Source organism: Catelliglobosispora koreensis DSM 44566, from assembly GCF_000379685.1.
In the GTDB taxonomy this organism is placed as follows: Bacteria; Actinomycetota; Actinomycetes; order Mycobacteriales; family Micromonosporaceae; genus Catelliglobosispora; species Catelliglobosispora koreensis.
Window position 1 is genome coordinate 72,092 of sequence record NZ_KB903261.1, and the last position, 23,848, is coordinate 95,939.

Genomic DNA, 23,848 nt, shown 5'->3' on the forward strand with positions numbered 1-23,848 from the left:
GCTTGGGATGCCCCGGGTGAGGGGGCATCCCAAGGGGGACAAAGGGTTAGGGAGCGTCGTAGGCGCCGGAGTAGGTGCCGGAGCCGGAGTAGGCGTGCACACGCCACCGGTAGGTGCCCGCGGTGCCGTTGTAGGTGACGGTTTCGTCGGGACCGCTTGAGGTGGAGCTGGCGACGCTGGCCCACGAGGAGCCGTTCCACTTCTGCAGGTACAGGTCGAAGTCTGTCCCGTCAGGACCGTCGACGCAGCCGCGATGCTGGCCGGTGACTGTCGTGACGAAACCGCTCGTGCTCGGGTGGTACGCGTTGGCGCCGCTGGAAAGCGTTCCGCTGTAAGGGGATTCGTAACCACTGCACGAGCTAGCGCCGGTGATCGTCAACGTGTACGCCGTCGTCCGCGTGACCGCCGTGCCGGTGCCTGTAACGGTCAGCGGGTAGGTGCCGGCTGTGACACCGGTGGAAACCGTGAGCGTCAAGGTGGACGAGCCGCCCGAGGTTACCGACGCGGGACTGAACGCAGCGGTGACTCCCGGTGGGAGCCCGCCGACGGACAGGCCGACGGTCTGAGCGGAGCCACTCGTGATGACCGTCGAGATCGTGCTCGTGAGCGTTCCGCCAGCGGGGCCCGCCGAGCCACTTGACGGGGAGGCCGACATGGAGAAGTCGTTAGCCGCGCCGCCCAGCGTGAGCCGGTAGATGCCCAAGCCGTAGGTGCCGGCGGTCAGTTGCGCTTGCCCGCCCGAGACCGACGTCTCCAAGTCCATAACGGACACCTGTGGCAGTGCGGTGCCTGCCGGGGTCCAGTTCACACCAGCATTGGCTGAGGTGAACACGCCTACGTCAGTACCAACGAAAAGGGTGTTGCGGTCTTGTGGGTGCAGCACCAAATCGTTGACCGGCGCGTCCGGCAGGTCGCCGGAGATGTCCGTCCACGTTGAGCCGCCGTTGACGGTCTTGTAGACGTGCGCGATGTTTTCCCCGTTGCGGTACCCAGATAGCGTGACGTAGGCCAGGTTGGCATCCGTGGGATCGACGGTGACGCGGGTGATCCAGCGGTTAGGCAGCCCAGTCGTGATCTCGGTCCATGACGTGCCCGTGTTGGTGGTGCGCCACATGCGGCCGTCGTCGGTGCCCACATAAATGGTGCTAGCACTGGTTTTCGCGACCGCGATGGTGCTGATTGTGTTGTAGGACGTGCTGCCGGAGTTGCCACGGCTCAGGTCGCCACTAATCGATGTGAACGACTGCGCCGAGTTGGTCGAGCGGTTGAGCTGATTGCCGCCGTAATACATGATCGCCGGGTTGCTCGGGTCGAACACGACCGGCGTCAGCCATGCGCGCCGCGAGGACGTGGTCGAGCCGAACGCTGACATCGACGTGCCGCCGTTGGTGGAGCGGCCACAGTTTCCGTTCTGCGAACAGGCATAGACCTTTTGCTGGTTCGTCGGATCGATGAGGTTCTGCAGTCCGTCGCCGCCGTAGTACGAACCCCAGTTCGCCCACGAGCGTACGGAACCGTTGTCCTGCAAGCCTCCGTTGATGCGTGAGGGGTCCTGTTGCGACACCCCGATCGTGTAGAACTGCATGTTGCCAAGGTTTGCGGCCTTCGTCCACGATCCGCTCAGAGAACCGTTGGCTGTGCTGCGATAGACGCCGCCGTCGTTGCCGATGAAAACTCTGTTGGCTACCAACGGGTCGAAGGCGACAGCGTGCTGATCCACGTGGAAGGAGCTGCTGTTGCTGCCCCAGGTGCTACCCGCGTTGGTCGATTCCAGCATGGGCACACCCGCGACCCACAGGTGCTGCGCGTTCGCCGGATCGACCCAGATCTTGCCGAACCACCAGCCAAAGGTGGATTGCGAACTCGACAGCGAAGACGTGTTGGTGATCGCGGTCCAGTTGGCACCGGCGTTAGTGGACGTCCAAAAGCCGAGGAAGTTCCCGGGAGTGCTGGCGGCTATGGCATACAGCCGGTTGGGATCGTTTTTGGCGATCGCGATGCCCATGCGTCCCAGGTTGCTGCTCGACGCGGGAAGCCCGCCAGCCAGCCGAGTGAACGTCGCGCCACCATCGGTGGTCTTGAAGATGCCCGAGCCGACACCGCCATAGTTACGGCCCTGGGGTGTGCGGTAGTGATCCCACATAGCGACGTAAAGCGTGTTGGAGTTCGCCATCGCCAGATCGATCGCGCCCGTGGTCGCGTTGGCTCCGGCCAGAACCTTCGTCCAGTTAGCTCCGCCGTCAGTGGTGCGGTAGAGCCCGCGTTCTCCACCGGGCAGGAACAGGCTGCCGACAGCGGCCACAAAGATCCGGTTGCTGTTGGCTGGATCGATCGCGATCCCGCCGATGCGGTCCGTTCCGGCCAGCCCGACGGATTGCCACGTCGCACCAGCGTCCGTTGACCGGTAGAGCCCCGTGCCCGGATAGGAACTGCTGCCGCCACCAGGGTTCGCCTCGCCCGTGCCCGCGTAAAGCACACCGGTGCTCGTGATCGCCAGCGCCCCAATGGCTTGCACCATGTTGGGGTTCCACGCGTATTGGAAGGTGCTGCCGCCGTCGGTGCTCTTCCACACGCCACCGGAAGCCGCACCTGTGTAGACAGTATTGGCCCGCACCGGATCCACGACTATGTCAGTGACCCGGCCGCCGACATTGGATGGGCCCATGAACTGCCACGCCGCCTGCACCCCAATGGATTTGCTCGCCAAGACGTCGGCCTGCGCCTTGGCGTTGCTGTGCAGCTTGCCTAGATCCAGCTTGCCAAACGGGTAGACCCGTTGCGCGGTAAGCCATTCGTCGGCACCAACCGGGCCTTTCGCTGGCGAATTCGACGTGAGTTCCAGGGCCTCCGTGGGCCCGCTGTCAGCCGGGATCGCCTGGCTTCCAGCCACTAGCGCCACCAATACCGCACAAGTGAGCACGGCATTCACTGAACGTTTTCTCATGCTGAGATAGACTACGGCCTTTTTCGATATCTATCGATGCCATCTCTAGCTCGCGATCAAGGCCTTGAGGAGACCTAGGAGGGGACGCGCGGGGGAGAACGGCGTTTCCGGGAAGGCCAGCTGGTGAATGATTAGGCCGTCTAGGTAATTGAGGACGATCTGGCAGTCGCGTTCCGGATGTGCCGAGCCAACCGCCTTGAGCCACTGCGCACCCCACGCCCGGATCGCCTTCGCGTTGCTCGCCAGCACCGGCTGCAGTGACGGACGCTGAGCCGCCTCGGCGAAAAGCAGCTGCCGCGTGAGGGTCAGCGCACGGGACGGGCCGGTCGCGTCTCGCACGAAATGTTCCAGCGCGGCGGCGAGTTCCTTGGGCGACGACGGCTGAACCACTCCCGCGATCGCCTCCCACGACAGGCGTTCCCGCTCGGCGAACCGCGCGACGATAGCTTCAAGCAACGCATCGCGTGTGCGGTAGTAGTTCGACGTTGACCCCGCCGGGATTCCCGCCTCCGCGTCAACACCGCGATGCGTCAGGCTTCGGATGCCCTGGCTCCCGATGAGTTCGATCGCCGCGTCGAGGAGTTGCTCTTGCCGTGTCACCACACGAGCAAGCTACTACGCCAGTAGTGCCGTGAGTTCGTTGAGGTCGTCGATGACGCGATCGGGGATGAACTCGTCGGGATCGACGCGATGCTGATCCGCGCCAGGCACGGCCGCATTGGTGACGAGCACGGGCGTCATTCCGGCCGTGCTAGCGCCATAGTGCTCCCGGCCACTGCCGTCTCCAACATAAAAGCACTGCTCATTTGGTACTCCCAAAGCCCGCGCAGCGGCCGAGTAAAGGCGCTGATCCGGTTTGCGGAACCCGTGCTCCCAGGAGAAGACAGGAGCGTCAATGCGTGCCGCGTAAGGCGTTTGTGGCCATCGCTCGTAAAGCTCGCTGCTGCAGTCGCTAATGAGGCCAAGCTTGAACCCCTTGTTCCGCAACACGTCCAGCAAAGCGAGCGCACCGTCGCGCGGCCGGTGCAGCCGCGCCGACTCAGCAAGGTGGACGGTCACCGCGCGGTCTAGCAGGTCATCCGAAGGCGTGACACCGCACCGCTGCGCCATTGTCCGCAAGGTATCGCGGGTGCCACCGTGAACACCGGTGATGCGTTCGCCAAAGCTGCCACTCATCTCGGCCCAGAAGCGTTGCGCCGCAATGCCAAGCACGGCGGCGGTCGCGCTGAACACGTCGCCACGTTCGCGTTCTGCGGCAGGATCGTTCAGGGTGCCAAAGAAGTCGAAGATGACGGCCCGCATGCCCGCAGGTTAGTCGAGGTTGGTGCCCTGCGTTGCCCGGCCCGGCTGGCGCCGGCGCTGATGGCGGGCGATCACCCGTGAGCGGTAGTAGACCGGGGCGAGGTCCTGCTCCTTGGCTGCTTGCGGGACAAACTGCACAGGCACCCGGTTCGCGATGTCGAAGTCGGGCGCACTGGACCGCATCGACGATTCCGCCTTGATCAGCGCCTTGGCGAGGTCGCCGGAAGCGTCCACATTGGCCACCCCTACCCCGACCCGAAGGCGGAACAAACGGCCCGCCGCCCACACCGGCTCTGAGAGCAGGTGTGCCAGCTCGCGCAGGTGTGGATAGTGCGTGCCGTCGCCAGCGATCTTGCTGGTGAGCAGCGCGGCGAACTTCGTGCCGTCAAGGCGGGCCACCACGGGACCATTGGTGTAGTCAGACAGACGGCGGCCGATAGCCGTTAGGAGCTTGTCGCCAACCTCTTGTCCAAACGAGAGGGTCACCCGCTTGAAGTTGTCGACCTCGACAACGATCACCACCAGCGGCCAGCTGGCAGGATCGGCGGTCAGCGTGTGCGCGAGTTCGGCGAAACCCTTGCGGTTAAACAAACCCGTGATGGGATCTTTGCTCGCGGCGATCCGTTCGTCGAGCACCTCGCAGCGCAACCGGACCGTCTCGGCTTCAGCCTGAAGCGCACGGCGCCTGAACCAGGTGGCCGTGAAAACGCCAGCGACAGCAGCGGCACTGGCAGCGGCAACGATGAATGGATCCACGCGAGTCGTCCTCTCCTCGCAGCACCGTCAGCTGGCCATTCGGCTTTATTTCAGTGGACTTCTTCTCTGCTCACTTGGAGTTATGATGCACGTCGCATTGTGCAAATGCAAGAGCGGATGCACGTGCACGCGCCCTGTGCACATGCTCTCGCACCCGAGGGAGGGAATCAACTTCGTGACTGTCATCGGCACCCCTGGTCCCACACTTTCCCTGCTGACATGGCGGAAAAGCGGTCGCAGTAACGCCAGCGGCAATTGCGTGGAGATTGCCAAGCTGCCCGAGGGAACTGGCATTGCCATCCGCAACTCGCGTAACCCGGACGGGCCAACTCTGGTCTTCACTAACGACGAGATTGCCGCCTTTGTGGACGGTGTACGCGATGGCGACTTCGATGATCTCGTTGCTTAATAGGCCTAGCGCGCAGCACTAGGGATCATGACATGCTTACATGTCAAATGACGGGCTGCCTTTTCGGCGAGGCAAAGCAGATCGGAGGTCGAGCCGTTGACTGTGCCAGCTAACGATGCCGGGGCAACGGGCGGACCTACCGTGCTGCGCATCATGCTCGGGGCAAACCTGCGGCGCCTTCGTGAGGGCAAAGGCATCACGCGGGAAAACGCCGGCTGGCACATCCGCGCGTCCGAGTCGAAGATCAGCCGAATGGAGCTGGGCCGCGTCAGCTTCAAGGAACGCGATGTCGCCGATCTCCTGACGTTCTATGGCCTTTCGGATGGCGACGAACGTGAACGCTTGCTAACGCTCGCGCGCGACGCGAGCACCCCTGGCTGGTGGCATCGGTATAGCGACGTCCTGCCGAGCTGGTTTCAGCCCTACATTGGCTTGGAAACAGCGGCCTCACTTATCCGCAATTACGAGGTCCAATTTGTACCAGGGCTCTTGCAAACCCCGGAATACGCACGAGCTGTCGTCATGCTCGGGCACGGCCGGTCCCCAGCACCGGAGATCGACCGGCGGGTTGAACTGCGCATGGTGCGCCAGCAGTTGCTGACGCGACCTGACGCTCCCCAGTTCTGGGCGGTCGTTGACGAGGCGGCACTACGGCGGCCGGTTGGCGGGAAAACCGTTATGCTGCAACAGATCCACGCCCTGATCGAAGCGACGGCGCAGCCCAACATCCGGGTGCAAGTCGTTCCGTTCCGCATCGGCGGGCACGCCGCGCACGGTGGCAGCTTCAGCATTCTGCGCTTTGCCGAGCCCGACCTTCCCGACGTCGTGTACGTCGAACAGCTGACAAGCTCGCTTTACCTCGACAAGCGTGACGACGTGGACCAATATGCATATGTCATGGAAACGCTCTGTATAGAGGCTGCTCCTCCAGAAGACACCGTGCCTATCTTGCATAAGATCGCGCACGAACTTGAGCACACCGATTGATGGGCTTAACCTTTCAACGCCGACCGCAGCATCCCTAAACCTGTGAGGTCCCCGTGAGCGAAGCGACTGACACTAGCGATCTTCTGTCGCGTTTGGATACATCGGTCGCGCATTCCGCGCGGCTGTGGAATTACCTTCTCGGGGGCAAGGACAACTTCGCCGCCGACCGGGAAGCCGCGGATCAGGTGCTCGCCTACATGCCGGCCCTCGTGCAGTCCGCTCGGTATAACCGGGAGTTCCTGGGACGGGCCGTCCGGCATCTGGCAGGCGAAGCCGGCATCGGGCAGTTCCTCGACATCGGCACCGGTTTGCCGACGGCCAACAACACCCACGAAGTCGCGCAGCGCACCAGGCCCGATGCCAAAATCGTATACGTCGACAACGACCCGATGGTGCTCGTGCACGCGCGCGCTTTGCTGACAAGCACTCCGGAAGGCGCCACCGCCTACATCGACGCTGACGTGCGCGACCCGGAGAAGATCCTGCAGACCGCCGCGCACACGCTCGACTTCAGCAAGCCGATCGCCGTCATGCTCCTCGGGATCGTCAACTTCGTGGTCGACGACGCCGAAGCGACCTCTATCGTGCGCAAGCTCGTCGACGCCGTGCCCAGCGGCAGCTACCTCGTCATCTCGCATCCGACGCTGGAAGTGCACCGCGAGGCCGTCGAGCAGGCGATGGCGCAGTGGAACGCCAGCGGTTCGGCACCCATCTGTGCTCGCACTCCAGACCAGATCACCGGTTACTTCGAGGGTCTTGAGCTGCTTGAGCCAGGCGTGGTCACGGTCTCGCAATGGCGCCCGGATGGCAACGACACCACCACTGTCACTGAGTGGTGTGGTGTCGCGCGCAAGGCTTAGAAGTTAGTTCCAACCTTGCTGCCCCTCCCCGCGTATAGGACGGCGAAGGGAGGGGCAGGATATGGATGAAGACAGCTTTCGTGACTTTGTGCAAACGAGACTGTCACGTCTGTCCCGGGTGGCTTACCTGCTCACGGGCGATCACCACGCGGCTGAGGATCTGCTGCAGAACGCCTTGGCCAAACTTGCCAGCCGGTGGAAACAGGTGCGTAAGGACGGCAACGTCGACGCTTACCTTCGCAAGATTCTCTATCACGAGCACATCTCAGCCTGGCGGCGCGTGAAACTCGAGCGCAGTCACGCCGACGTTCCCGAGCCCGCGCCCGGGCCGGATCAGATGGAAGCGTCGATCCGCCGGATCGTCATCGAGCAGGCTCTCGCCAAGCTCACTCCACGGCAGCGATCCGTCATCGTGCTGCGCATCTTTGAGGATCTGTCCGAAGCAGACACTGCCACCGCGATGAACTGTTCCGTGGGCACGGTCAAAAGCCAGCTCCATCACGCTCTTGGCCGGTTGCGGGTGCTGGCTCCTGAGCTCGACGTCCTTGCCCGCGAAGCCAAGGAAGTGTTCGCATGACTGAGCTTAGGAACCTTCTCGAAGAAGGGGCGAAGCGCGCCAAGGTATATGACGTCACCGAACTCGCGTGGGCCGGGGGACGTCGCCGCCGCCGGATACGGCTGATCGCCAATTCCGGTGGTGCGGCAGCGATCGCGGGTGTGGTCGCCCTGGGTTTGATATTCAGCCACAGCGCGGTGCGGTCACCGCAAGTTCAGGCCACGCCATCACCATCGCCGGCTCCGTCTAGGACGCCTGAGCTGAGCGCTTGCACCGTCGAAAGAATGCCGGTGCCCGCCGGGTACCCCCAGAAAAGTGTTCTTGGCGCGGGCGACCCGACCGGGCGGTTCCACGGCGGCCGCGCCTACCCGGCCGATGACAAGAATCGTTTGCTGCTCTGGGATCGCGGGCAAGTCAGGACCTTGCCGACCATGGGCGACGACGCCGACATCGTGGCCATCAACCGCAACGGAACCGCGCTCATCACCGGCTACATCGGCGACAAGATTCAGTCGTGGGTCTATCAAGACGGGCAGATGATCCGGCTCAAGGGCACTAACGTTACGGCCACGGCGCTTAACGACAACGGGGTCATCGTGGGCTCGAGAGGCGAAGGCCTGAGCGGCGAGCCGGTCATCTGGCGCACGTTCACCGCGGAGCCGGAGCGCCTGCCGTTGCCTGATGGGGCAAAGATGGCGAACGTCCGGCACATCAACAACGCGGGTTTCGTCGCTGGGACAAGCGTTCCGGAGGCCAGAGAACTGATTGGGCAGGCCGCTATCTGGTCCCCAGACGGCAAACTGTTCCGCACTTACAGCGGGTCCAAACCAGACTTGATGGCCGGCACGATCGGCTTGTTTGAAAAGGACGCCTATGTTTCAGCGAGCTCCATGAACCGCCCAGAGAAGGAATATTGGCGGATCGACCTTGCCACGGGCCTGTCCACCAAGCTGCCGTGGACCGACACAGGAGGCATGCTGGCTACTGAAAACGGCTTCCTGCTAAGCCAAACGCGCCGTTCCGCGGTCCTTGTCGCAGGCGACATGCGCGTGCCGCTGCCGAACGTTGCCGGGCACGTGAATGACGATCCGAAGGTGCTACCCGTCTCAAGGATCACCACGGTCAGCACGGACGGCCGCACGGTGGCCGGCTATCAGACGGTGCCGCAAGCCAGCGACCCGCAAAATGTGCTTCACGACGTGGTGGCGGTGATCTGGCGCTGTCAGTGAGATGACTTGGGCACCAAGCGCATGACGGCTTCCCGGACGCGCTTGGTGCCCAGTTCCGCTGTGGTAGCACTGAGATGCTCGGCGCCGACTACCGCCAAAAGCATGTGCGCGACGGCCTCCGCATCGCCTTTCGGGTCAAGCAGATTCAGCAAGTAGGACACATGCTGATGCCAGAACCTATAGGCACCAATGCGATAGCGGGCTCCAGGCGATGCCGTCTCGGACATCCGGCTCAAACTCAAATGCTCAAGCACGTGGTCCAAATAGGACTTGAAGAACGCCGCCAAACGTTTCGCGGGCGGGGCGCCCGGACCCAACGGCGGCGGACCGCTGATGATGGCCTGCTGCAGTTCGCGCTCACGGTCATCAAGTAGCGCGACGGCCAGTCCAGCCTTGTCGCCGAAACGGCGAAACAGTGTGCCCTTGCCGACGCCCGCTTCGGCGGCGATCGCGTCCATGGACACGTTGTCGACGCCATGCTCACGGAACAAGCGGGCCGCGGCCTCCAGCACGGAGGCCCTATTGCGGGCCGCGTCGGCACGCTCTTTCACCGGCTTGGTGAGCTGCATCACCTTTGGACTATAAGCGGACTGCGGTCCGTTACCGTCTTTAGACATAAGCGGACTGTAGTCCATTAATTGAAGGAGAAGAAATGACCGCGCTGATCAGCCGGGATGAGCTGCGTGAAGCCATCGCGGCCGGGACCGTGACGGTCGTCGACGCGCTCGCCGGCGACTACTGGGCCAAGCAGCACCTGCCGACGGCGATCCCTCTCGCCGAGGCACACGTCGCCGCTCTCGCACCCCGGCTCTTGCCCGATAAGAGCGCTGCGATCGTGACCTACTGCTCCAACGTTCTCTGCGCCAACAGTCAGCAGGTGGCTAACCGCCTCAACGCCTTGGGATACACCAACGTGCGCAAGTATCACGAAGGAATTCAGGACTGGGTCGAGGCCGGGCTGCCGGTCGAAACCGCGTAACGCTTTGTGGGGCAGCGCTTTGGTGCTGCCCCACAAGTATCCTCCCCAGGTGCTTCGTTACAGGAACCTCATCAACTACGGCCTCGTCGCAGTCGCGACGATGGCACTGTTCGCTTTGTTCATTGGCTTCCAGAACAAGACACAGCTTGTTGGCGCCCTGTCCGCGGCCGGAACGGTTGCCGCAGCTGGATTCGCCGCACTGGCCGCCTTTGGCTCCGTGCGTGCCGCCAACGAAAGCAGTGCCACGGCACGCAAGGCTCACGAGGCGATGGCCCGCAACTCGCGGCCGAAGCTGTCGGTCAGGTTCACTGCCGCCGAAGGCAACCTCGTCGGCCACATCGATTGCGGCCCAGGCACTACCGCCGTCGACTTGATGGTCACGTGGATGCTGGCCGATGGCGCGCCAGTCATGGAACAGCGCGCCCAGTTTGGCCCGGGCAGCACCATCGCGGCCGACCTCGGCGTGCCCGAAACGACTTCGCTCGCTGATGCCGTCAAGCTCGTGTGGCTTCAGTACTGGGATAGCGAGCGCGTGGGGCAGTGGCAAGACACCTGGCAGCCCACGACCGAGCCTGGCCACGAAGGCGTCTTCGCGCTCGACAGCTCGCGCCTCGTCGCCTGACCGTTCCGCGAGCATGTAAAGAACACTTGACACGATGTCGGATTAGTTTTACCTTCATCGTGTCAAGTTTGCTTTACATGCGAGGTGCTTATGTCATCCCTCAAACGTGATGTCCGGATTACCGGCCTCCTCTACCTGCTGCTCGCCATCTTTGGCGGAGCACCCTTCTTCTATATGCAGTCGCAAATTCTGGTTCGTGGTGACGCGGTGGCCACGGCGGCCAATGTGGCGGCCAACGATTTCGCGTTCCGCTTGGTGCTCGTGGCCGATGTCGTCGGCATGACGGTCTACGTCTTGACCGCTCTCGGCTTCTTCCGCGTTTTCCGGGCCACAAACAAGGAACTCGCTGCCACGATCGTGGTTTTCGCCTCGGTCGGTGCCGCGCTTATGGGTGCGACCTTCATGAGTCACGTGGGCGCGCTTGTGTCCCAAAAGGACCCGGCTCTGCTCCTCATGTTCCTGGAGATGCGGGCCGACAGTTTCCTTATCGCGCAAGTGTTCTTCGGGCTCTGGCTGTTTCCGATGGGGTATCTCGCCTACGTCTCAGGGCTCTTTCCGAAAGCGCTCGGCGTGCTGCTCATGATTGGCTGCTTTGGCTACGTCGCGGATCTGCTGATGCACTTCCTGTTCCCGGCCGCCTCCGACATCGGATCGCCCATCGCTTTGATCCCGGCCACGCTCGCGGAGCTATGGATGGTCGGCTATCTGCTCTTCGCCCGCCGAAGGTTCGCCGCGTCCTAGCCTCGCGCCCGAAACGTGAAAGAGATTTATCTAGTTAGGACTGACCACAAAGGATCATGCCGGCGATTACATTGGGTAGTTGTCCGAAGGGGACGTTTAGCTCACACGGGGGAAACAATGAGCAAACTGAGGAAGCATGGCCTCTGGCTGTCACTCACGGTAGTTGCAGCCGCAGTGGCCGGTTTCGCTCTACCTGGTTCAGGGGTGTTCGCGACGCAGCCCCAGCCTGAAGGTAAAGCCGCCTGCGCCGACCTGACGAGCGAGATCACCGCGATCCTGGGCGATGTCACGTCGGCCCTGGTGCCGCCGGTCACCATCCCGCCGGCGCTCCCTGACATCAGCAAAGCGACCGGTCTGGTCGGCAAGCTCACCACCACAGCGACAAACCTGGTGAACCTGGGCTGTCTGCCCGATCCGGCCAGCGCGGTGAAGCTGCCAGCGGCGGATCTGCCCGCGGCAGTAGATGAGAAGGGGAAGCTGCCGATCCCGGGAATTCCGGTACCGTCACTGTCCGTCCTGCCGAGCCTGCCCGCAACGCCGGGACTTCCGGGAGTTCCAGGAACGCCGGCCGTCGATAAGTGCGCCGCACCCGCGGCGGGGCTGCTGTCACTGGTATTCGGCCTCCTGGAGTCACTGCTGGAACTCGTTGGCGGGACTGGTGTTCCCGACGTGACGGCAGTGCAAGGCCAGGTCACGGGAGTTCAGAGCACAGTGACATCGCTGACCACCGAGTCGTGCCTCCCGGCACCGCTTCCGGTAAGGCGATAACGCCACAGGGGACGGCCGGGCACGTCGCCGGCCGTCCCCTGTCATAGTTCGCGAGTAGCATCCGGGCGTGATCGTGGAGATTCGTACTTACCGGCTCAAGCCCGGGACGGCAGAAGATTTCGTTGCCGTCATGCGCAACCAGGCGGCGCCATTGCTCGCGGCAGCCGGTCTCGATGTGGTGGCGTGTGGACGGTCGCTTGTGGACCACGACGCCTACCTCATCCGCGCCTTCGCCAGTCTTGAAGAGCGCGACGCTCAAGAGGACGCTTTCTACGGCAGTGCCGTTTGGCGAGAAGGCCCCCGCGAAGCCATCGTCAGCTGCATCGAGAGCTATCACACCGTGGTTGTCGAGCTCGACAAGGCGGTTGTTGACGGCATGCGGCGCTAACGCTTCCTATCCTGGAGGCGTGAACGAGACGCGATGGCTCAACGCCGAAGAGATGCAGAGCTGGCTAGCGCTCGCCAGGCTGCTGATCCGGCTGCCCAACGCGCTTGACGCTCAATTGCAGCGAGACGCCGGGCTAAGCCACTTTGAGTACCAAGTGCTCGCCATGCTGTCCGAGGCACCAGACCGGACGATGCGCATGAGCGAATTGGCGGTCGTGGCTAACGGCTCGCTGTCGCGGCTTTCTCACGCGGTCAACCGATTGGAAAAACGAGGTTGGGTACTCCGTAAGCCCGCCGCCGGAGATGGCCGCATCACCTTGGCGACCCTCACCGAAGATGGCTGGGCCAAGATCGTTGAGTCCGCCCCGGGACATGTCGAGGCGGTCCGGAGCCTGGTCTTCGATCCGCTCACCGGAGCACAGGTCAAGCAGATGCGCGAGATTGGCCAGCGCATTCTGCGTGCGATCGATGACGATCAGGATTAATTCCCGCTGTGGTTCAGATCTCGGTCTGTTGACGCTTCAACTACCAGGGCCTACGCTCGGCAGTGAGTTGAAGCTTCAAGTAATGCGGTCGAGAGGTAAAGCGATGACCACCCTGGCAGATGCGCCGGCGACACAGATCCGCACCAGCGTGCGGGTGCCGATGCGCTTCGGCGACGGTTACGCCACCGAAGCTGACATCTACACGTTCACCAACCTGGCCGACGGCAAGCAACACTTGGCGATTGGCCTAGGCGACTACCGTTCCGCGCCAGTGCCTTTGGTACGCGCGCACTCGGAGTGCCTGACGGGAGACGTGTTCGGGTCGGCTCGCTGCGACTGCGGACCCCAGCTGCGCGAAGCGGTTGAGCGCATCGCCAGCACCGGTGGCTACCTTCTTTACCTGCGCCAGGAGGGCCGTGGGATCGGCCTGTACGCCAAGCTCGACGCCTACAGCCTGCAAGACCTTGGCCTGGACACCTATGCGGCCAACCGGGCGCTCGGCCACGCCGACGACGAGCGTGACTACACCGCGGCGGCGCAAATGCTTGACGCCCTTGGCGTGAGCACGGTCGACCTGCTGACCAACAACCCGGACAAGCCCGCACAGCTGCGGGCTCTCGGTGTGGACGTGCGCGAGGTCTACCCGACCGCCGTGCACACCTCGCCGGAGAACCTGCGCTACCTCGCGGCTAAGGTCGCTCACACCGCACACACCATCAAACTCCCCTGATCGGATGCCAGATGCCTACTTCACACGCACAGGTCGCCACGGACGCTTCGGCTCGCTATGCCAAGCAGCTCGCGTCCCACTTCGGGCACAAGATCACTGTTGAATCGACTGAGGACGGTTACGCGCTAACGTTTCAGAGCTTCTCCGCGGTCCTCGTGCCCAAAGCCGACCACCTCCTGATGACGGCCACCGCCGCGGATGCCGAGGCTTTGACCAACGCTCAAAACGTGCTCGGTAGCCACCTTGAGCGATTCGGCGCGCGCAACGAACTGTCCGTTCAGTGGGGGCCGGCGTCGTGAAAGCCGTTGCTGTCACAGCTTTTGGGACTGCCCCTTTGCTGATGGAAGTTGCGGCCCCGCAGCCCGGACCGGGTGAGGTGCTGATTCGGCTGCATGCCGCTGGCGTCAATCCCTTCGACTGGAAGGTCGCCGAGGGCGTCCTCAAAGACGTTATCCCGCATGCCTTCCCGCTCGTTCTGGGCAACGACGGGGCCGGTGTCATCGAGCAGGTTGGCGCTGGGGTTAGCGACTATCAGCCCGGCGACCATGTCTACGGGCAGTTCATGGACCTCGAGCGCGGGCACGGCACCTACGCGGAATACACGATCGCGGCGGCGGACGGAAAGATCGCGCGCATTCCGTTGGAGCTACCGTTTACGGCTGCTGCCGCTTTGCCGACCGCTAGCATCACGGCCTACCAAGCGATCCGCATGGCCGGACTGCAGAGTGGACAGACGATTCTCATCAACGGGGCAACCGGCGGGGTGGGTCAATTCGCGGTGCAGTTCGCCGCTCAGGCGGGCGCTCGTGTCCTAGCGACCGCGACACCAGCGCTGAGCGACCACATTCTCGGGCTCGGCGCTAGCGAGGTCATCGACTTCACTTCGCGCGCTGTTTCGGAGTACCCCCGAAATGTTGATGTGGTTTTGGATCTGGTGCACACGCCCGGTGGCGACATTGACAAACTCGCCGAGGTGCTCCGGCCGGGCGGCACGTTGCTCAACACGAATCACGCGGCTGGTTCTCTTATCCGCCAAGATATCCGTGGCGTCAACGTGACCAATCACGCCACCACCGAAGAGCTGACACTGCTCGCCGAACTTACCGCGACTGGCAAACTTCAGGTCACCGTTGGAGCTTCGTTCGCCTTGGCGGACGCGCCCGCCGGGATCGCCGAGGCTAAGTCCGGCAATGCTTATGGGAAGACCGTCGTCACGATCGCCTAGACGAGACCGGATTCGTAAGCACAGATCACCGCTTGAATCCGGTCCCGCAGGTGAAGTTTGCTTAGCACACTGCTGACATGAGTCTTGACGGTGTGCTCGCTGATGACGAGTTCGGCGGCGATCTCCGCATTGGACAGTCCGCGTGCCAAGAGAATAAGCGTCTCGCGCTCCCGCTCGGTAAGGTTTGCCAGCCGTGCCGCCGAAGCCGGCTTGGCGTTGCGCTGCGTCACGGTGTCGATGAGCCGACGGGTCACCGCCGGAGCCAGCAACGACTGTCCGGCTTGGACCACCCGCACCGCGTGCACGAGATCGTCGCGCCGCACATCCTTGAGCAGGAAGCCACTGGCTCCCGCGCGCAGGGCGTCGAAGACGTATTCATCGTGGTCAAACGTGGTCAGCATAATGACTTTCGTGCTGGTCTCGCGGCAAATGCGTTGGCACGCCTGGATTCCGTCGAGGTTTGGCATGCGAATGTCGAGCAGCGCGATGTCCGGCCGGTGCGTGAGCACCAGATCGACGGCCTCAACTCCGTCCGCTGCTTCGGCGACCACTTCGATATCGTCTTGCAGGCCAAGGATCGTGACGAACCCAGCCCGGACGAGTTCTTGGTCGTCGGCGACGACAACGCTAATCATGTGAACACCGCTTCCACTTCGAATCCATTGTCTTGTGAGCGCGTGCTCAACCTTCCGCCCACGGCGGCGACCCGTTCGCGCATGCCCGTCAGCCCGTGCCCGGACTTTGACTTGGGCGCGCCGTGACCGTTGTCGCAGATGACGAGCCGCAGCTTGCCGTCCGCCCAGTCGAGCAACACCTCCGCGCTCGTCGCACCCGAATGTTTGACCACATTGGTCAGTGCTTCTTGGGTAACGCGATAGACGGCCAGCTGAATGTTAGGCGGCAACGTTATCGGATGGCCTTGTTCTCTTAACGTGACCGAAAGGCTTGCGTGGCCGGCATTCTTGATAAGAGCGGGAAGCTCGGCCAGACCCGGCTGTGGTTCCAGCGAGCCACGCAGACCGCTCACTGAACTTCTCAGCTGTCCCATCGCGGACCGCCCCGCTTCAGCGATCGCGTCCAGTGCCGCTTCGGCTTTCACGGGATCCTTCTTGGCTACCGCGGCTCCAGCCTCGGCTTGCACGATCATCAGGCTCACCGCGTGACCAAGGATGTCGTGCAGATCGCGGCCGATCCGGGTGCGTTCCCGTTCCGCGGCCAACTCTGCCGCCTTCGCGGCCAGTTCTTGCCGCGCTTTGAACGTGAGGCCCAGAGCGAACGCGGTTGACCACATCAGGACTTCTCTAACCGCGGTCGCGACCGAGCCGACCACGGAAAGCAGGCCAATAGCGGAGACGGCGACAGCGAAGATCTGTTGCGAGCGTTTGGCGTACAGGCCGAGGCTGAACATGCAGATGAGCGCCGCATACCAGATTGGCTGTGCTGGGCCGTCTCCCACTTCGCCATAGAGCGCGATACAGACGGAGGTGAGGAACAGAGCCATCACCGGCCGGCTGCGGCGCAACAGCAACGCAAGAGCGGTGCCGGCCACGGGGATATGCGCTAGCCACGCATATTCCCCTCTGGCCGTGGGCTCGCCGAAGAACGGTGCCGACTGTGCGGCGAACACCGCCAGCACCAGCACTACGTCGACCCATTTCACCTTCAGCACGGGGAGCAAAGCTAGATCATTTCTGGAGTGGGTGCCAACCTTAGCTCGCGGGGTAGCCCTTCCATCGCGACGATCACGATGACTGCCAGTTCGGCCGCGGCCATCACCCGCTCAGTCGCCCCGATCGCGATCCGGTCAAACACATAGGTTGAGGCCATCATCGCGGCGCCGCTCACGATGCCGACCGCGCTGAGCCAGCGCATGTTTCTTTTGGTGGTACTAGGCATACGCTGCGCGATCAGAAGTCCGCCAGCGAGCAAAGCCAAGAAGGCGAGCGCTGAGGCATACCGGTGCACGTAGCCAGCCGTCCCGAGCGCCTCGCCCACGGGATCGGTCGGAATGATGGTCGCGACCATCAGCGAACCGCTCCAGGTTCCCATCAGCGCCACGGCTGCCCGCCCAAACTTCTTGATGCTGGGCAGCAGTGCCAGCGACGACATGGCGGCCAGTCCCATCGCGAACTCCACCAGCCCGCCGCGGTCGTAAGCCGCGAAGTCACTGATGGTGTGGTGCCACGGCGACAGCTCCGGCACCGAAGACGCGTGCCCAGCGATCGTCATCACACCGGAAAGGACCAGACCGAAGAGGGCGAAGTGCTTGAGAATCATGGGTTTTATGCTCGGCGCGCGAGCGTCTCATGCCATCGCCAGCCAGAGCGGTCCTGCGCCTCCCCCGCACCGGCTAGGTGAAACCCCTTAGGGCTTAAAGGTCGGCGGGGCGCCGGCGGCGAGCGACGAGCAGAACAGCGGCGCCAGCGATCAGCAGCCCGAGCGCAGCCGAGATCATGAACATGATGTTCGCACCGGTCAGTGGCATCCCGCCGTTAACTGGCGTCGTTCCCGTCGCGGTCGGTGTCGGGGAAGCTGGCGTCGGCGTCGTGGCCGGTGGCTGCCAGGTCACAGTGTTGTCGGCGCTTGTCGACGCGGTGTTAGGCGTCCCTGTGGCGTTAGTCGCCGCACCGGCGGGAATCGCGGCGACCACGGTGCCTTCGGATGTCATGCCCGACACCATGACGGTATAGGCCGCTCCGTCGCCGGAGACGTTCGCTGTCAGCGATCCACCTGCTGTGCCGCTCAGCGTGACGTCGGCTGCGTCAAACCCCGTCACCGGCTCACTGAACTGAACCGCGAACGTAATTGGCGTGGTTGAGGTGGGGTCCACTTGCGACGGCCCCTGGTTGATCGTGACGGAAAGCGGCCCTGGCGCCCACGTGACCGTGTTGTCAACACTCGTCGACGCACCGCTCGGATTGCCTGCCGCATCGGTGGCCGCGCTTGCCGGAACGGTGGCAATGACTGTCCCGCCCGTGGTCATCCCTGTCACCGTGACGGTGTAGGCCGCACCCGACCCCGTGATGCTCGGCGTTAGCGATCCGCCAGCCGTGCCACTGATGGCGACGTCGGTCGCGTCGAATCCCGTCACCGGCTCACTGAACTGAACCGCGAACGCGATCGGGCTCACCGATGTGGGGTCCACTTGGGACATTGCTTGATTGATGCTGACCATCGGTGCGGTGTTGTCGGTTTCCCAGGTGACCGTGTTGTCAGTGCTCGTGGAGGCTTCGCTCGCCTCACCTGAACCGTTTGCCGCCGCGCCAGCCGCGATCGACGCCGTGACGGTGCCACCAGTGGTCATACCGGTCACGGTGACGGTGTAGGCCGCACCAGAACCAGAGACAGCTGCCGCCAGCGATCCACCCGCTGTGCCGCCAAGGGTCACATCGGTCGCGTCAAACCCGGTCACCGTCTCACTAAATTGAACCGTGAACGTAATCGGCGTTGTCGACGCTGGGTCCACTTGCGACAGTCCCTGGTTGATCGTGACCGAAGGTGCCGCTGCGAACGCCGGAGAAGCCAGCATCGGGCCGCCCGCGATAGTCACGCCGAGCAAAGCCGCCACTCCGAGCCGAGCAGACATCCCGCAACCTCCGACAATTCGTCAACCGGCCGGAAGTTAACACACCAGATCTTCGCTGCACTACCGGCCAGGCGTCCCAAGACAAGTGGGCGAACGCGTTCGCGTGACCTGCATTACAAAGCGCATCGCATGCCGTATCCAAACGACCACACACAGAAACCGCGACCGCTGTTAGCGGGGTGGGAGATATCGGGGTGTGGATCTGCGGTATTGGGTGTAATCGTCGCCGAACGCATCGGTGAGTCTGCGTTCCTCGCCCACGACCTGGCGGTGGATCCACAGTGCGGCTGGCGGCAGTGTCGCGACGATCCACGTGGTGCGGCTGGCGAGGCCAATTCCGAGCTGTAGCAAGGACCAGCCGATGTACATCGGGTTACGGCTGACGGCGTACGGGCCAGAGGTTATGAGCGCGCCAGGATTGGCGAGCCGCACCTGCCCGGCTGCCTGCCATGAACGGGCGATGACGCCTGCCCCAACAGCGATGAGCAATCCTCCTGCCAAGCGGTGTATGGCTTTTGGTCCTGGAGGCGTCCAGGGCCGAACCCGGTGAAGCGCAATCCCTATCGCGATCGCGGTTAGGTTCGGCTCTGGAAGCGGAATGTTGCTCAGGCGCTGAATGAGACCCGGCATAAGTCCATTATCGCTTTACTGACAGCAAATGTTGTAGCCACGGTTCATCCAGAACGAGGTTGGCACCGGGTTGTCCAGGACAGGATCGCCAGTGCTGTCCGCGGCACGCTCACGCCGGCCGGGACGCATCTCGACGTGGGTATGAGCCGACTGGGCACCCCGCGCGGCTTCAGTCGCGATCCGTTCGCCACGGCTGATCGAGGCGCCAACGCCCACAAGTGGATCGGTGTGCAAGTAAATGATCGTCACGTCGAGCGAGGCGTTGTAGATCGACAGCGTGGAGAGCCCGCTTCCGCCACTTTCTTCCTTGAAAATCACCGTTCCAGAAAGGAGAGCGAATACCGGTGAACCGCCGCCACGCGTGAAGTCGATTCCCTCGTGCCGGCCGTTGGTGAACAGGTAACCATCGAAGTACGAAGAGATGGCTCCACCCGTGTCGTGGTAAAGGCCGACCTCTATCCACTCGTTGCCTGACTCACCAACGATGTGCCCAGCGTTCTCGTTCTTCAGCGACGCACTGAGATTGGCTTTCTTGCCGGAGATGAACGAGTCGATCGCTCCAGACCACGTGCTCTTATAGAAAATTGTTACTGGTACTGATTTGCGGTTCCACGCCGAAGCGGCGTTGTTCTTCACACATTGGCCTCGGCCCGCACCGCTGCTGATGAACTTCACGCATCCGGAACCCGTGCCGTAGTCCTGGACATTGCCAGTGAAGTCCACGAGCGATCCGTCGTGATTGCTGTTGTAGTAGAGACAGAACTCGCCGTCCTCGCACACGCCGTTGCGGGCGTCCGCCTGCGCCGGGGTGGCAACCAGCAAACTGCCCAGCAGAGCAACGAGTGCGGCAAAGACAAACTTCTTCAACGTCATCCTCCTCGATACGGTGCACCCCGGGGACGAGGCTAAGGATGACTCTTACATCAGATCTACAATAGATCTACATGTGCAGATGTTTTTCAGCTCAAGACGCTGCTGGGCCAACGTCTCCGCGCGCATAACGCTGGTTGAGTTCGAGCGCCTCGGCGAGCTGGTCTTCCAGAATCACGATCCGGCAGGCCGATTCCACACTTGTTCCCTGATCGGCGATCTCGCGGACCCGTGAGGCAAGGCGCAACTGATAGCGGCTGTAGCGGCGGTGCCCGCCATCCGATCGCAGCGGATCAAAGAGTTTGGCGGCTTCCACCGAGCGCAGAAAAGCGGGCGTGGCACCGATCATTTCTGCCGCGCGGCCCATCGTGTAGGCCGGGTAGTGCTCGTCGTCGAATCGGTCCGGCGACGTCGTTTCGCCAGCGGTCATACACATCCTCGTCTGCTCAACGCGGGTAAGGGTCCCAGCACCAACTTGCGGTGCTGGGACCCTGGGGAGAAGCCGAGTTATCTACCACCACCGGCCGTTAAGTTGCACCGGTTTTCGTCTTTCCCGCTCACACCGCCGTGAGGGCCGTAGTGCGGGACTATGGCGTGGATATGACCACCGGCGCGTGACGCGGCCAGGCGGGCAATCCGATGGCGTTACTCCTCTCCCTCGTACCTGCTGTTCACACCAACTTCGCGCGTTATCCCGCAGCCCCTTTCACCTTCGTGGCCGCAAGATCTGTATTGCGCGATCGTTTTGTATTGCCTGTGCGCCAGTTCGGCTGTCGCACTAATTCATCCTTCGCAACACCTGAGACCCTACACAAGCCAGGCACGCATGTCTACTATCGCGGTTACAGATTTTTTGGCGGGGCGCCATGCAGCGTTTTCCCTGGCCCATCCCGCTGAGACCGCTGGAGCGAGATAGCCTGGCGGTTGTTCACCGCGCTGGCCAGACATCGGAGAAGGACACCTCGTGATCACTACTGCCGACGAAGAACTGCTCCGCCGTGCGATCGCCATCGCGGCCCAAGCTGTCACCTTGGGCGACGCGCCCTACGGCTCCCTGCTGGCGGGCCCAGACGGCAAGATTCTCGTCGAGGCCCACAACACCGTGCAGCGCGACAACGACATCAGCGCCCACCCGGAGCTAAAGCTCGCCCGCTGGGCCGCCCGCGAACTCGACCGGGAAACGGCCGCGGGCACCACCATGTACACCAGCTGCCAGCCCTGCGGCATGTGCACCGGTGGCATCGTCCGCTCAGGGCTGGGCCGGGTCGTCTACGCACTGTCGACCGAGCAGCTGATCGGACTCAACCCTTCCGGGGGCTGGCCAGAGATAGCCCAGGACGGCCCAGCCCTCTTCGATGAGGCACGCGTGCCTATCGAGGCCTACTACCTCCGCTGACCGAACCAGCGGCCGAGGTGGTCGTCAAGATCCTGCTGATCGTCGCCGATCCAGGCGACGTGACCGTCGGGTCGCATCAGGACAGCCGTAACATCCAGTGCCGCAAGGGAATCGGCTAGGTAATCGACGCGGTCTGACCAACCGCTAACGGTCAGGCGTTCGGTGCTGTCCAGCAACAGACCGCGGCCGCGATGCAGGAGATCGTAGAGACGGCCCTGTCTCACGTCGAGGTCACGCAAGCGGCGACCGAGCAGATCAGATCCCACGCCGAAGTCATAGCGGATGTCCATCGCGGTGATCTTCTCGATCAGGTAGCGGTTCACTTCGTTGAAGTCCATCAGCTCGGTGAGCAGCCTGCGCAAAGCCTGAGCACCTGGCTCAGTGGACGACAACTCCATCTGTGCCCGGGTGTTGTCCAGCACGGCCGCGGCGACCGGATGACGCTCGGCGTGATAGGTGTCCAGCAGTGTTTCCGGCGCCCACCCCCGCACCTGCGCGGCCAGTTTCCAGCCGAGGTTAACGGCATCCTGAACGCCCAGATTGAGTCCCTGGCCGCCCGCTGGCGGATGGATATGCGCCGCGTCGCCTGCCAGCAACACCCGCCCGACTCGATAACGGTCGGCCAGCCGAGTGGCATCACCGAAGCGGGACAACCATCGCGGGGAATGCACGCCGAAATCAGTGCCGGCGATGGTACGCAATTGTTGCTGGAAATCCTCAATTGTTGGCGGTTCCGCGCGGTCGCTGACTCCCGCTGCTGGGATTACAACGCTATAGATACCAACGCCTGCGGGCCTGAGCCAGAATCGTCTATCGACCCCACTGACTTCGGCGATCTCCTCCTGCGAGACTCCCACTTCCATCTCACCCATCAGCGTTTCGGTCCGCGAAGGTTCGCCAGGAAAACCAACACCAAGCATTTTGCGTACTATGCTCCGCGCCCCGTCACAGCCAACGAGATAACGCGAACGCAGTCGTTCCCCATCCGCGAGCTCGACGGTCACACCCTCGTCGTCCTGTTCGAAACTGGCCACGGGGATGCCACGCCGCACTTGTGCGCCCAGCGCGATGGCGTGTTCTTCAAGCAGCTGAACGATTACCGGCTGCGGGATGCCCAGCAGATAGGCGTGCGCGGAATCCAGGCCATGGGGTGCGGGCTTGTTGATAGCGGCGAAGATGCCGCCGACTGGACGCTGTCTTCCGTGTTTGAGAATGCGGTCAAGCAGTCCGCGCATCGCCATCAACTCGAGACTGCGCATGTGCAGACTGACGATGCGTACGAACGACAGGGGCTCGGTTTCCTTGTCCAGCACCAGAACCCGGACATCGTGCAGCCGCAATTCCGCGGCCAGCATCGCACCAGTTGGCCCGCAGCCGACAATGATCACGTCGAACATGGATTGCTGAGAGTGCATAGGTTTGCCCTTCAGGAGTGCCTTGTTGGCGAGGCGCTCCCGGCGATACCTACGTCAATCGCCCGTCCGTGAGGGGAAGGGGGAGCACCCACATCGATACAACGTTCATGGGTCTCACCTCCTTGAGTGATGTCACGGTCAGCTGAAAGCTACAAGCCCGAACATCGTCGCGTCCAATCCTTTCGGATCAGGGCTCAGGAAAACATGCTGTCCACCAGCCCGACGGTCAGCAAAAGCAGCCCCACACCGACGAAGACCACGCCCAGAGCGATGGCGGGAGGAGTGTTTTCGTCATTACCAGCAGAGGCGAAACACACTCCGCCAGCGCAAAGTAACAAGAACCCGATCAGACCAAACATGCCGTGAATTACCGCAGACAATGCTGGGCAACCGACAGCGTTCTCTTACTCAGACTGGCCTAAGTAGAAACTCGGACCCACCCGTCCCTAGGAGATCCACGCGATGACCGCGTCGCCATCGTCCGCGGCCGCAGCGAAGAACTCAACCAATGGCTGAAACCAATGCTGTGCCCAAAGAACTTGGTGGTTGGCCTCGCTCGGTTCCGGGATCGGGTAGACGTCAGCAGCATGCAAGTCCGCATCAGTCACCCCAGCCGCGAGATCCTCGTACTTGTAACCGCGCAACACCCCGGCAGCTAACCGAACCCGGTCGGGAGGCAACAAGAGCGGCGGCCCGTATCCCCAATCGTCGCCAGCGAATTCCTCCTCGCCGAACACCACATCCACGGGGCACTTAGCCCGCTCTAGCAGGTATCCAATGATGTTCCATACCTTGTACGTCGAGAACAGCCGTCGCTTGGCTTCCTCGACAAGGACGGCGGTTGGTCCATCCGACTCATCCTCAGCATCCTGGAGTTCGTCGATGTAGTTCCGCGCCCATGCTGGATCGGCGATGGCGCGCTGCATCACCTCTGGCGTCACTCTCACGTACTCGCCAATCATGCTCACGCG

The 23,848-nt window shown here is 62.8% G+C and carries 30 protein-coding genes; 15 read left to right on the forward strand and 15 right to left on the reverse strand.

The genetic code is table 11. The annotated features are described in order from the left end of the window. Nucleotides 1-46: 46 nt before the first annotated feature. The 4 genes from A3E1_RS41085 to A3E1_RS41090 are packed head-to-tail and all read right to left on the reverse strand — an operon-like array spanning nucleotide 47 to nucleotide 5,002. Nucleotides 47-2,944: a glycosyl hydrolase gene (locus A3E1_RS41085; protein WP_157631616.1), complete on the reverse strand. Its 2,898-nt coding sequence runs from the start codon at nucleotides 2,942-2,944 to the stop codon at nucleotides 47-49. 45 nt (nucleotides 2,945-2,989) lie between these two features. Next, nucleotides 2,990-3,547 (reverse strand): TetR/AcrR family transcriptional regulator, encoded by a 558-nt coding sequence (locus tag A3E1_RS0119470; protein WP_020522469.1) that lies wholly within the window; start codon nucleotides 3,545-3,547, stop codon nucleotides 2,990-2,992. A gap of 12 nt (nucleotides 3,548-3,559) precedes the next feature. Continuing rightward, nucleotides 3,560-4,246 (reverse strand): HAD family hydrolase, encoded by a 687-nt coding sequence (locus tag A3E1_RS0119475; RefSeq protein WP_020522470.1) that lies wholly within the window; start codon nucleotides 4,244-4,246, stop codon nucleotides 3,560-3,562. 9 nt (nucleotides 4,247-4,255) lie between these two features. After that, complete coding sequence (locus A3E1_RS41090; protein ID WP_020522471.1) at nucleotides 4,256-5,002, reverse strand: GGDEF domain-containing protein; 747 nt, start codon at nucleotides 5,000-5,002, stop codon at nucleotides 4,256-4,258. 142 nt (nucleotides 5,003-5,144) lie between these two features. On the opposite strand from A3E1_RS41090, the gene A3E1_RS0119485 reads away from it, so the two are divergent. From A3E1_RS0119485 to A3E1_RS0119505, 5 genes are all read left to right on the forward strand, one after another. Then, nucleotides 5,145-5,411, forward strand: a complete 267-nt coding sequence (locus A3E1_RS0119485) for a DUF397 domain-containing protein (RefSeq protein WP_020522472.1) — start codon at nucleotides 5,145-5,147, stop codon at nucleotides 5,409-5,411. Nucleotides 5,412-5,564: 153 nt separating this feature from the next. Further along, entirely contained in the window at nucleotides 5,565-6,398 is an 834-nt protein-coding gene (locus A3E1_RS0119490; RefSeq protein ID WP_051105111.1) for a helix-turn-helix domain-containing protein, read from the forward strand. Nucleotides 6,399-6,451: 53 nt separating this feature from the next. Then, complete coding sequence (locus tag A3E1_RS0119495; protein ID WP_020522474.1) at nucleotides 6,452-7,258, forward strand: SAM-dependent methyltransferase; 807 nt, start codon at nucleotides 6,452-6,454, stop codon at nucleotides 7,256-7,258. Nucleotides 7,259-7,319: 61 nt separating this feature from the next. Continuing rightward, nucleotides 7,320-7,835 (forward strand): SigE family RNA polymerase sigma factor, encoded by a 516-nt coding sequence (locus tag A3E1_RS0119500; RefSeq protein WP_020522475.1) that lies wholly within the window; start codon nucleotides 7,320-7,322, stop codon nucleotides 7,833-7,835. Further along, nucleotides 7,832-9,043: a hypothetical protein gene (locus A3E1_RS0119505; RefSeq protein ID WP_020522476.1), complete on the forward strand. Its 1,212-nt coding sequence runs from the start codon at nucleotides 7,832-7,834 to the stop codon at nucleotides 9,041-9,043. The genes A3E1_RS0119500 and A3E1_RS0119505 overlap by 4 nt, the downstream gene beginning before the upstream one ends. Here A3E1_RS0119505 and A3E1_RS0119510 read toward each other — a convergent pair. Further along, entirely contained in the window at nucleotides 9,037-9,660 is a 624-nt protein-coding gene (locus tag A3E1_RS0119510; protein WP_169454429.1) for a TetR/AcrR family transcriptional regulator, read from the reverse strand. The two genes, A3E1_RS0119505 and A3E1_RS0119510, sit on opposite strands and share 7 nt — an antisense overlap. A 35-nt stretch (nucleotides 9,661-9,695) precedes the next feature. Here A3E1_RS0119510 and A3E1_RS0119515 point away from each other — a divergent pair, with 35 nt between their 5' ends. The 9 genes from A3E1_RS0119515 to A3E1_RS0119555 all read left to right on the forward strand — a co-directional run bounded on the left by A3E1_RS0119515 (nucleotide 9,696) and on the right by A3E1_RS0119555 (nucleotide 14,980). Continuing rightward, nucleotides 9,696-10,022, forward strand: coding sequence for a rhodanese-like domain-containing protein (locus A3E1_RS0119515; protein WP_020522478.1), 327 nt, complete (start codon nucleotides 9,696-9,698; stop codon nucleotides 10,020-10,022). Nucleotides 10,023-10,071: 49 nt separating this feature from the next. Next, on the forward strand, nucleotides 10,072-10,644 hold the full coding sequence (locus tag A3E1_RS0119520) for a hypothetical protein (RefSeq protein WP_020522479.1): 573 nt from the start codon (nucleotides 10,072-10,074) through the stop codon (nucleotides 10,642-10,644). A 90-nt stretch (nucleotides 10,645-10,734) separates the two neighbouring features. Continuing rightward, nucleotides 10,735-11,385: a DUF4386 domain-containing protein gene (locus tag A3E1_RS0119525; RefSeq protein ID WP_020522480.1), complete on the forward strand. Its 651-nt coding sequence runs from the start codon at nucleotides 10,735-10,737 to the stop codon at nucleotides 11,383-11,385. Between the two features lie 117 nt (nucleotides 11,386-11,502). Continuing rightward, a complete protein-coding gene (locus tag A3E1_RS0119530; RefSeq protein WP_063825138.1) occupies nucleotides 11,503-12,153 on the forward strand; it encodes a hypothetical protein in 651 nt (216 codons plus the stop codon). A 67-nt stretch (nucleotides 12,154-12,220) separates the two neighbouring features. After that, entirely contained in the window at nucleotides 12,221-12,541 is a 321-nt protein-coding gene (locus A3E1_RS0119535) for an NIPSNAP family protein (RefSeq protein ID WP_020522482.1), read from the forward strand. A gap of 19 nt (nucleotides 12,542-12,560) precedes the next feature. Beyond that, nucleotides 12,561-13,025, forward strand: a complete 465-nt coding sequence (locus A3E1_RS0119540; RefSeq protein WP_020522483.1) for a MarR family winged helix-turn-helix transcriptional regulator — start codon at nucleotides 12,561-12,563, stop codon at nucleotides 13,023-13,025. A 103-nt stretch (nucleotides 13,026-13,128) separates the two neighbouring features. Further along, nucleotides 13,129-13,755 (forward strand): GTP cyclohydrolase II, encoded by a 627-nt coding sequence (locus tag A3E1_RS0119545; RefSeq protein ID WP_020522484.1) that lies wholly within the window; start codon nucleotides 13,129-13,131, stop codon nucleotides 13,753-13,755. An 11-nt stretch (nucleotides 13,756-13,766) separates the two neighbouring features. Further along, on the forward strand, nucleotides 13,767-14,054 hold the full coding sequence (locus A3E1_RS0119550; protein WP_020522485.1) for a DUF2218 domain-containing protein: 288 nt from the start codon (nucleotides 13,767-13,769) through the stop codon (nucleotides 14,052-14,054). A 41-nt stretch (nucleotides 14,055-14,095) separates the two neighbouring features. Beyond that, nucleotides 14,096-14,980, forward strand: coding sequence for an NADP-dependent oxidoreductase (locus A3E1_RS0119555; RefSeq protein ID WP_157631617.1), 885 nt, complete (start codon nucleotides 14,096-14,098; stop codon nucleotides 14,978-14,980). Here A3E1_RS0119555 and A3E1_RS0119560 read toward each other — a convergent pair. The 7 genes from A3E1_RS0119560 to A3E1_RS0119590 form a co-directional block, all read right to left on the reverse strand. After that, complete coding sequence (locus A3E1_RS0119560; RefSeq protein ID WP_020522487.1) at nucleotides 14,977-15,615, reverse strand: response regulator; 639 nt, start codon at nucleotides 15,613-15,615, stop codon at nucleotides 14,977-14,979. The two genes, A3E1_RS0119555 and A3E1_RS0119560, sit on opposite strands and share 4 nt — an antisense overlap. Next, on the reverse strand, nucleotides 15,612-16,649 hold the full coding sequence (locus A3E1_RS41095; RefSeq protein ID WP_020522488.1) for a sensor histidine kinase: 1,038 nt from the start codon (nucleotides 16,647-16,649) through the stop codon (nucleotides 15,612-15,614). The genes A3E1_RS0119560 and A3E1_RS41095 overlap by 4 nt, the downstream gene beginning before the upstream one ends. A gap of 11 nt (nucleotides 16,650-16,660) precedes the next feature. Beyond that, complete coding sequence (locus tag A3E1_RS41100; RefSeq protein WP_020522489.1) at nucleotides 16,661-17,257, reverse strand: DUF998 domain-containing protein; 597 nt, start codon at nucleotides 17,255-17,257, stop codon at nucleotides 16,661-16,663. A 94-nt stretch (nucleotides 17,258-17,351) separates the two neighbouring features. Beyond that, on the reverse strand, nucleotides 17,352-18,566 hold the full coding sequence (locus A3E1_RS41105) for an Ig-like domain-containing protein (protein WP_020522490.1): 1,215 nt from the start codon (nucleotides 18,564-18,566) through the stop codon (nucleotides 17,352-17,354). 171 nt (nucleotides 18,567-18,737) lie between these two features. Then, entirely contained in the window at nucleotides 18,738-19,196 is a 459-nt protein-coding gene (locus A3E1_RS0119580) for a methyltransferase family protein (RefSeq protein ID WP_020522491.1), read from the reverse strand. Between the two features lie 15 nt (nucleotides 19,197-19,211). Further along, complete coding sequence (locus A3E1_RS0119585; RefSeq protein ID WP_020522492.1) at nucleotides 19,212-20,069, reverse strand: peptidase inhibitor family I36 protein; 858 nt, start codon at nucleotides 20,067-20,069, stop codon at nucleotides 19,212-19,214. A 91-nt stretch (nucleotides 20,070-20,160) separates the two neighbouring features. Further along, nucleotides 20,161-20,496: a MerR family transcriptional regulator gene (locus A3E1_RS0119590; protein ID WP_020522493.1), complete on the reverse strand. Its 336-nt coding sequence runs from the start codon at nucleotides 20,494-20,496 to the stop codon at nucleotides 20,161-20,163. A gap of 534 nt (nucleotides 20,497-21,030) precedes the next feature. Between A3E1_RS0119590 and A3E1_RS0119595 the strand changes: the two genes are divergently transcribed. Beyond that, nucleotides 21,031-21,462, forward strand: a complete 432-nt coding sequence (locus tag A3E1_RS0119595) for a nucleoside deaminase (RefSeq protein ID WP_020522494.1) — start codon at nucleotides 21,031-21,033, stop codon at nucleotides 21,460-21,462. On the opposite strand, the gene A3E1_RS0119600 is transcribed toward A3E1_RS0119595, so the two are convergent. The 3 genes from A3E1_RS0119600 to A3E1_RS0119610 form a co-directional block, all read right to left on the reverse strand. After that, nucleotides 21,450-22,859, reverse strand: coding sequence for an FAD-dependent monooxygenase (locus A3E1_RS0119600; RefSeq protein WP_020522495.1), 1,410 nt, complete (start codon nucleotides 22,857-22,859; stop codon nucleotides 21,450-21,452). The genes A3E1_RS0119595 and A3E1_RS0119600 overlap by 13 nt on opposite strands. Before the next feature lie 212 nt (nucleotides 22,860-23,071). Beyond that, nucleotides 23,072-23,236 carry a hypothetical protein gene (locus A3E1_RS47215; RefSeq protein WP_020522496.1) on the reverse strand — a complete coding sequence of 55 codons (165 nt, stop codon included), beginning with the start codon at nucleotides 23,234-23,236 and terminating at the stop codon, nucleotides 23,072-23,074. 87 nt (nucleotides 23,237-23,323) lie between these two features. Further along, nucleotides 23,324-23,839 carry a DUF1877 family protein gene (locus A3E1_RS0119610; RefSeq protein ID WP_020522497.1) on the reverse strand — a complete coding sequence of 172 codons (516 nt, stop codon included), beginning with the start codon at nucleotides 23,837-23,839 and terminating at the stop codon, nucleotides 23,324-23,326. Between the last annotated feature and the right edge of the window lie 9 nt (nucleotides 23,840-23,848).

Coding starts and splice junctions, on each gene's coding strand:
- A3E1_RS41085 (WP_157631616.1), bottom strand. CDS start 2,944: ATGAGAAAACGTTCAGTGAATGCCGTGCTCACTTGTGCGGTATTGGTG.
- A3E1_RS0119475 (WP_020522470.1), bottom strand. CDS start 4,246: ATGCGGGCCGTCATCTTCGACTTCTTTGGCACCCTGAACGATCCTGCC.
- A3E1_RS0119485 (WP_020522472.1), top strand. CDS start 5,145: ATGCTCTCGCACCCGAGGGAGGGAATCAACTTCGTGACTGTCATCGGC.
- A3E1_RS0119490 (WP_051105111.1), top strand. CDS start 5,565: ATGCTCGGGGCAAACCTGCGGCGCCTTCGTGAGGGCAAAGGCATCACG.
- A3E1_RS0119500 (WP_020522475.1), top strand. CDS start 7,320: ATGGATGAAGACAGCTTTCGTGACTTTGTGCAAACGAGACTGTCACGT.
- A3E1_RS0119505 (WP_020522476.1), top strand. CDS start 7,832: ATGACTGAGCTTAGGAACCTTCTCGAAGAAGGGGCGAAGCGCGCCAAG.
- A3E1_RS0119510 (WP_169454429.1), bottom strand. CDS start 9,660: ATGTCTAAAGACGGTAACGGACCGCAGTCCGCTTATAGTCCAAAGGTG.
- A3E1_RS0119515 (WP_020522478.1), top strand. CDS start 9,696: ATGACCGCGCTGATCAGCCGGGATGAGCTGCGTGAAGCCATCGCGGCC.
- A3E1_RS0119525 (WP_020522480.1), top strand. CDS start 10,735: ATGTCATCCCTCAAACGTGATGTCCGGATTACCGGCCTCCTCTACCTG.
- A3E1_RS0119530 (WP_063825138.1), top strand. CDS start 11,503: ATGAGCAAACTGAGGAAGCATGGCCTCTGGCTGTCACTCACGGTAGTT.
- A3E1_RS0119545 (WP_020522484.1), top strand. CDS start 13,129: ATGACCACCCTGGCAGATGCGCCGGCGACACAGATCCGCACCAGCGTG.
- A3E1_RS0119550 (WP_020522485.1), top strand. CDS start 13,767: ATGCCTACTTCACACGCACAGGTCGCCACGGACGCTTCGGCTCGCTAT.
- A3E1_RS0119555 (WP_157631617.1), top strand. CDS start 14,096: ATGGAAGTTGCGGCCCCGCAGCCCGGACCGGGTGAGGTGCTGATTCGG.
- A3E1_RS0119560 (WP_020522487.1), bottom strand. CDS start 15,615: ATGATTAGCGTTGTCGTCGCCGACGACCAAGAACTCGTCCGGGCTGGG.
- A3E1_RS41100 (WP_020522489.1), bottom strand. CDS start 17,257: ATGATTCTCAAGCACTTCGCCCTCTTCGGTCTGGTCCTTTCCGGTGTG.
- A3E1_RS41105 (WP_020522490.1), bottom strand. CDS start 18,566: ATGTCTGCTCGGCTCGGAGTGGCGGCTTTGCTCGGCGTGACTATCGCG.
- A3E1_RS0119580 (WP_020522491.1), bottom strand. CDS start 19,196: ATGCCGGGTCTCATTCAGCGCCTGAGCAACATTCCGCTTCCAGAGCCG.
- A3E1_RS0119585 (WP_020522492.1), bottom strand. CDS start 20,069: ATGACGTTGAAGAAGTTTGTCTTTGCCGCACTCGTTGCTCTGCTGGGC.
- A3E1_RS0119590 (WP_020522493.1), bottom strand. CDS start 20,496: ATGACCGCTGGCGAAACGACGTCGCCGGACCGATTCGACGACGAGCAC.
- A3E1_RS0119600 (WP_020522495.1), bottom strand. CDS start 22,859: ATGTTCGACGTGATCATTGTCGGCTGCGGGCCAACTGGTGCGATGCTG.
- A3E1_RS47215 (WP_020522496.1), bottom strand. CDS start 23,236: ATGTTTGGTCTGATCGGGTTCTTGTTACTTTGCGCTGGCGGAGTGTGT.
- A3E1_RS0119610 (WP_020522497.1), bottom strand. CDS start 23,839: ATGATTGGCGAGTACGTGAGAGTGACGCCAGAGGTGATGCAGCGCGCC.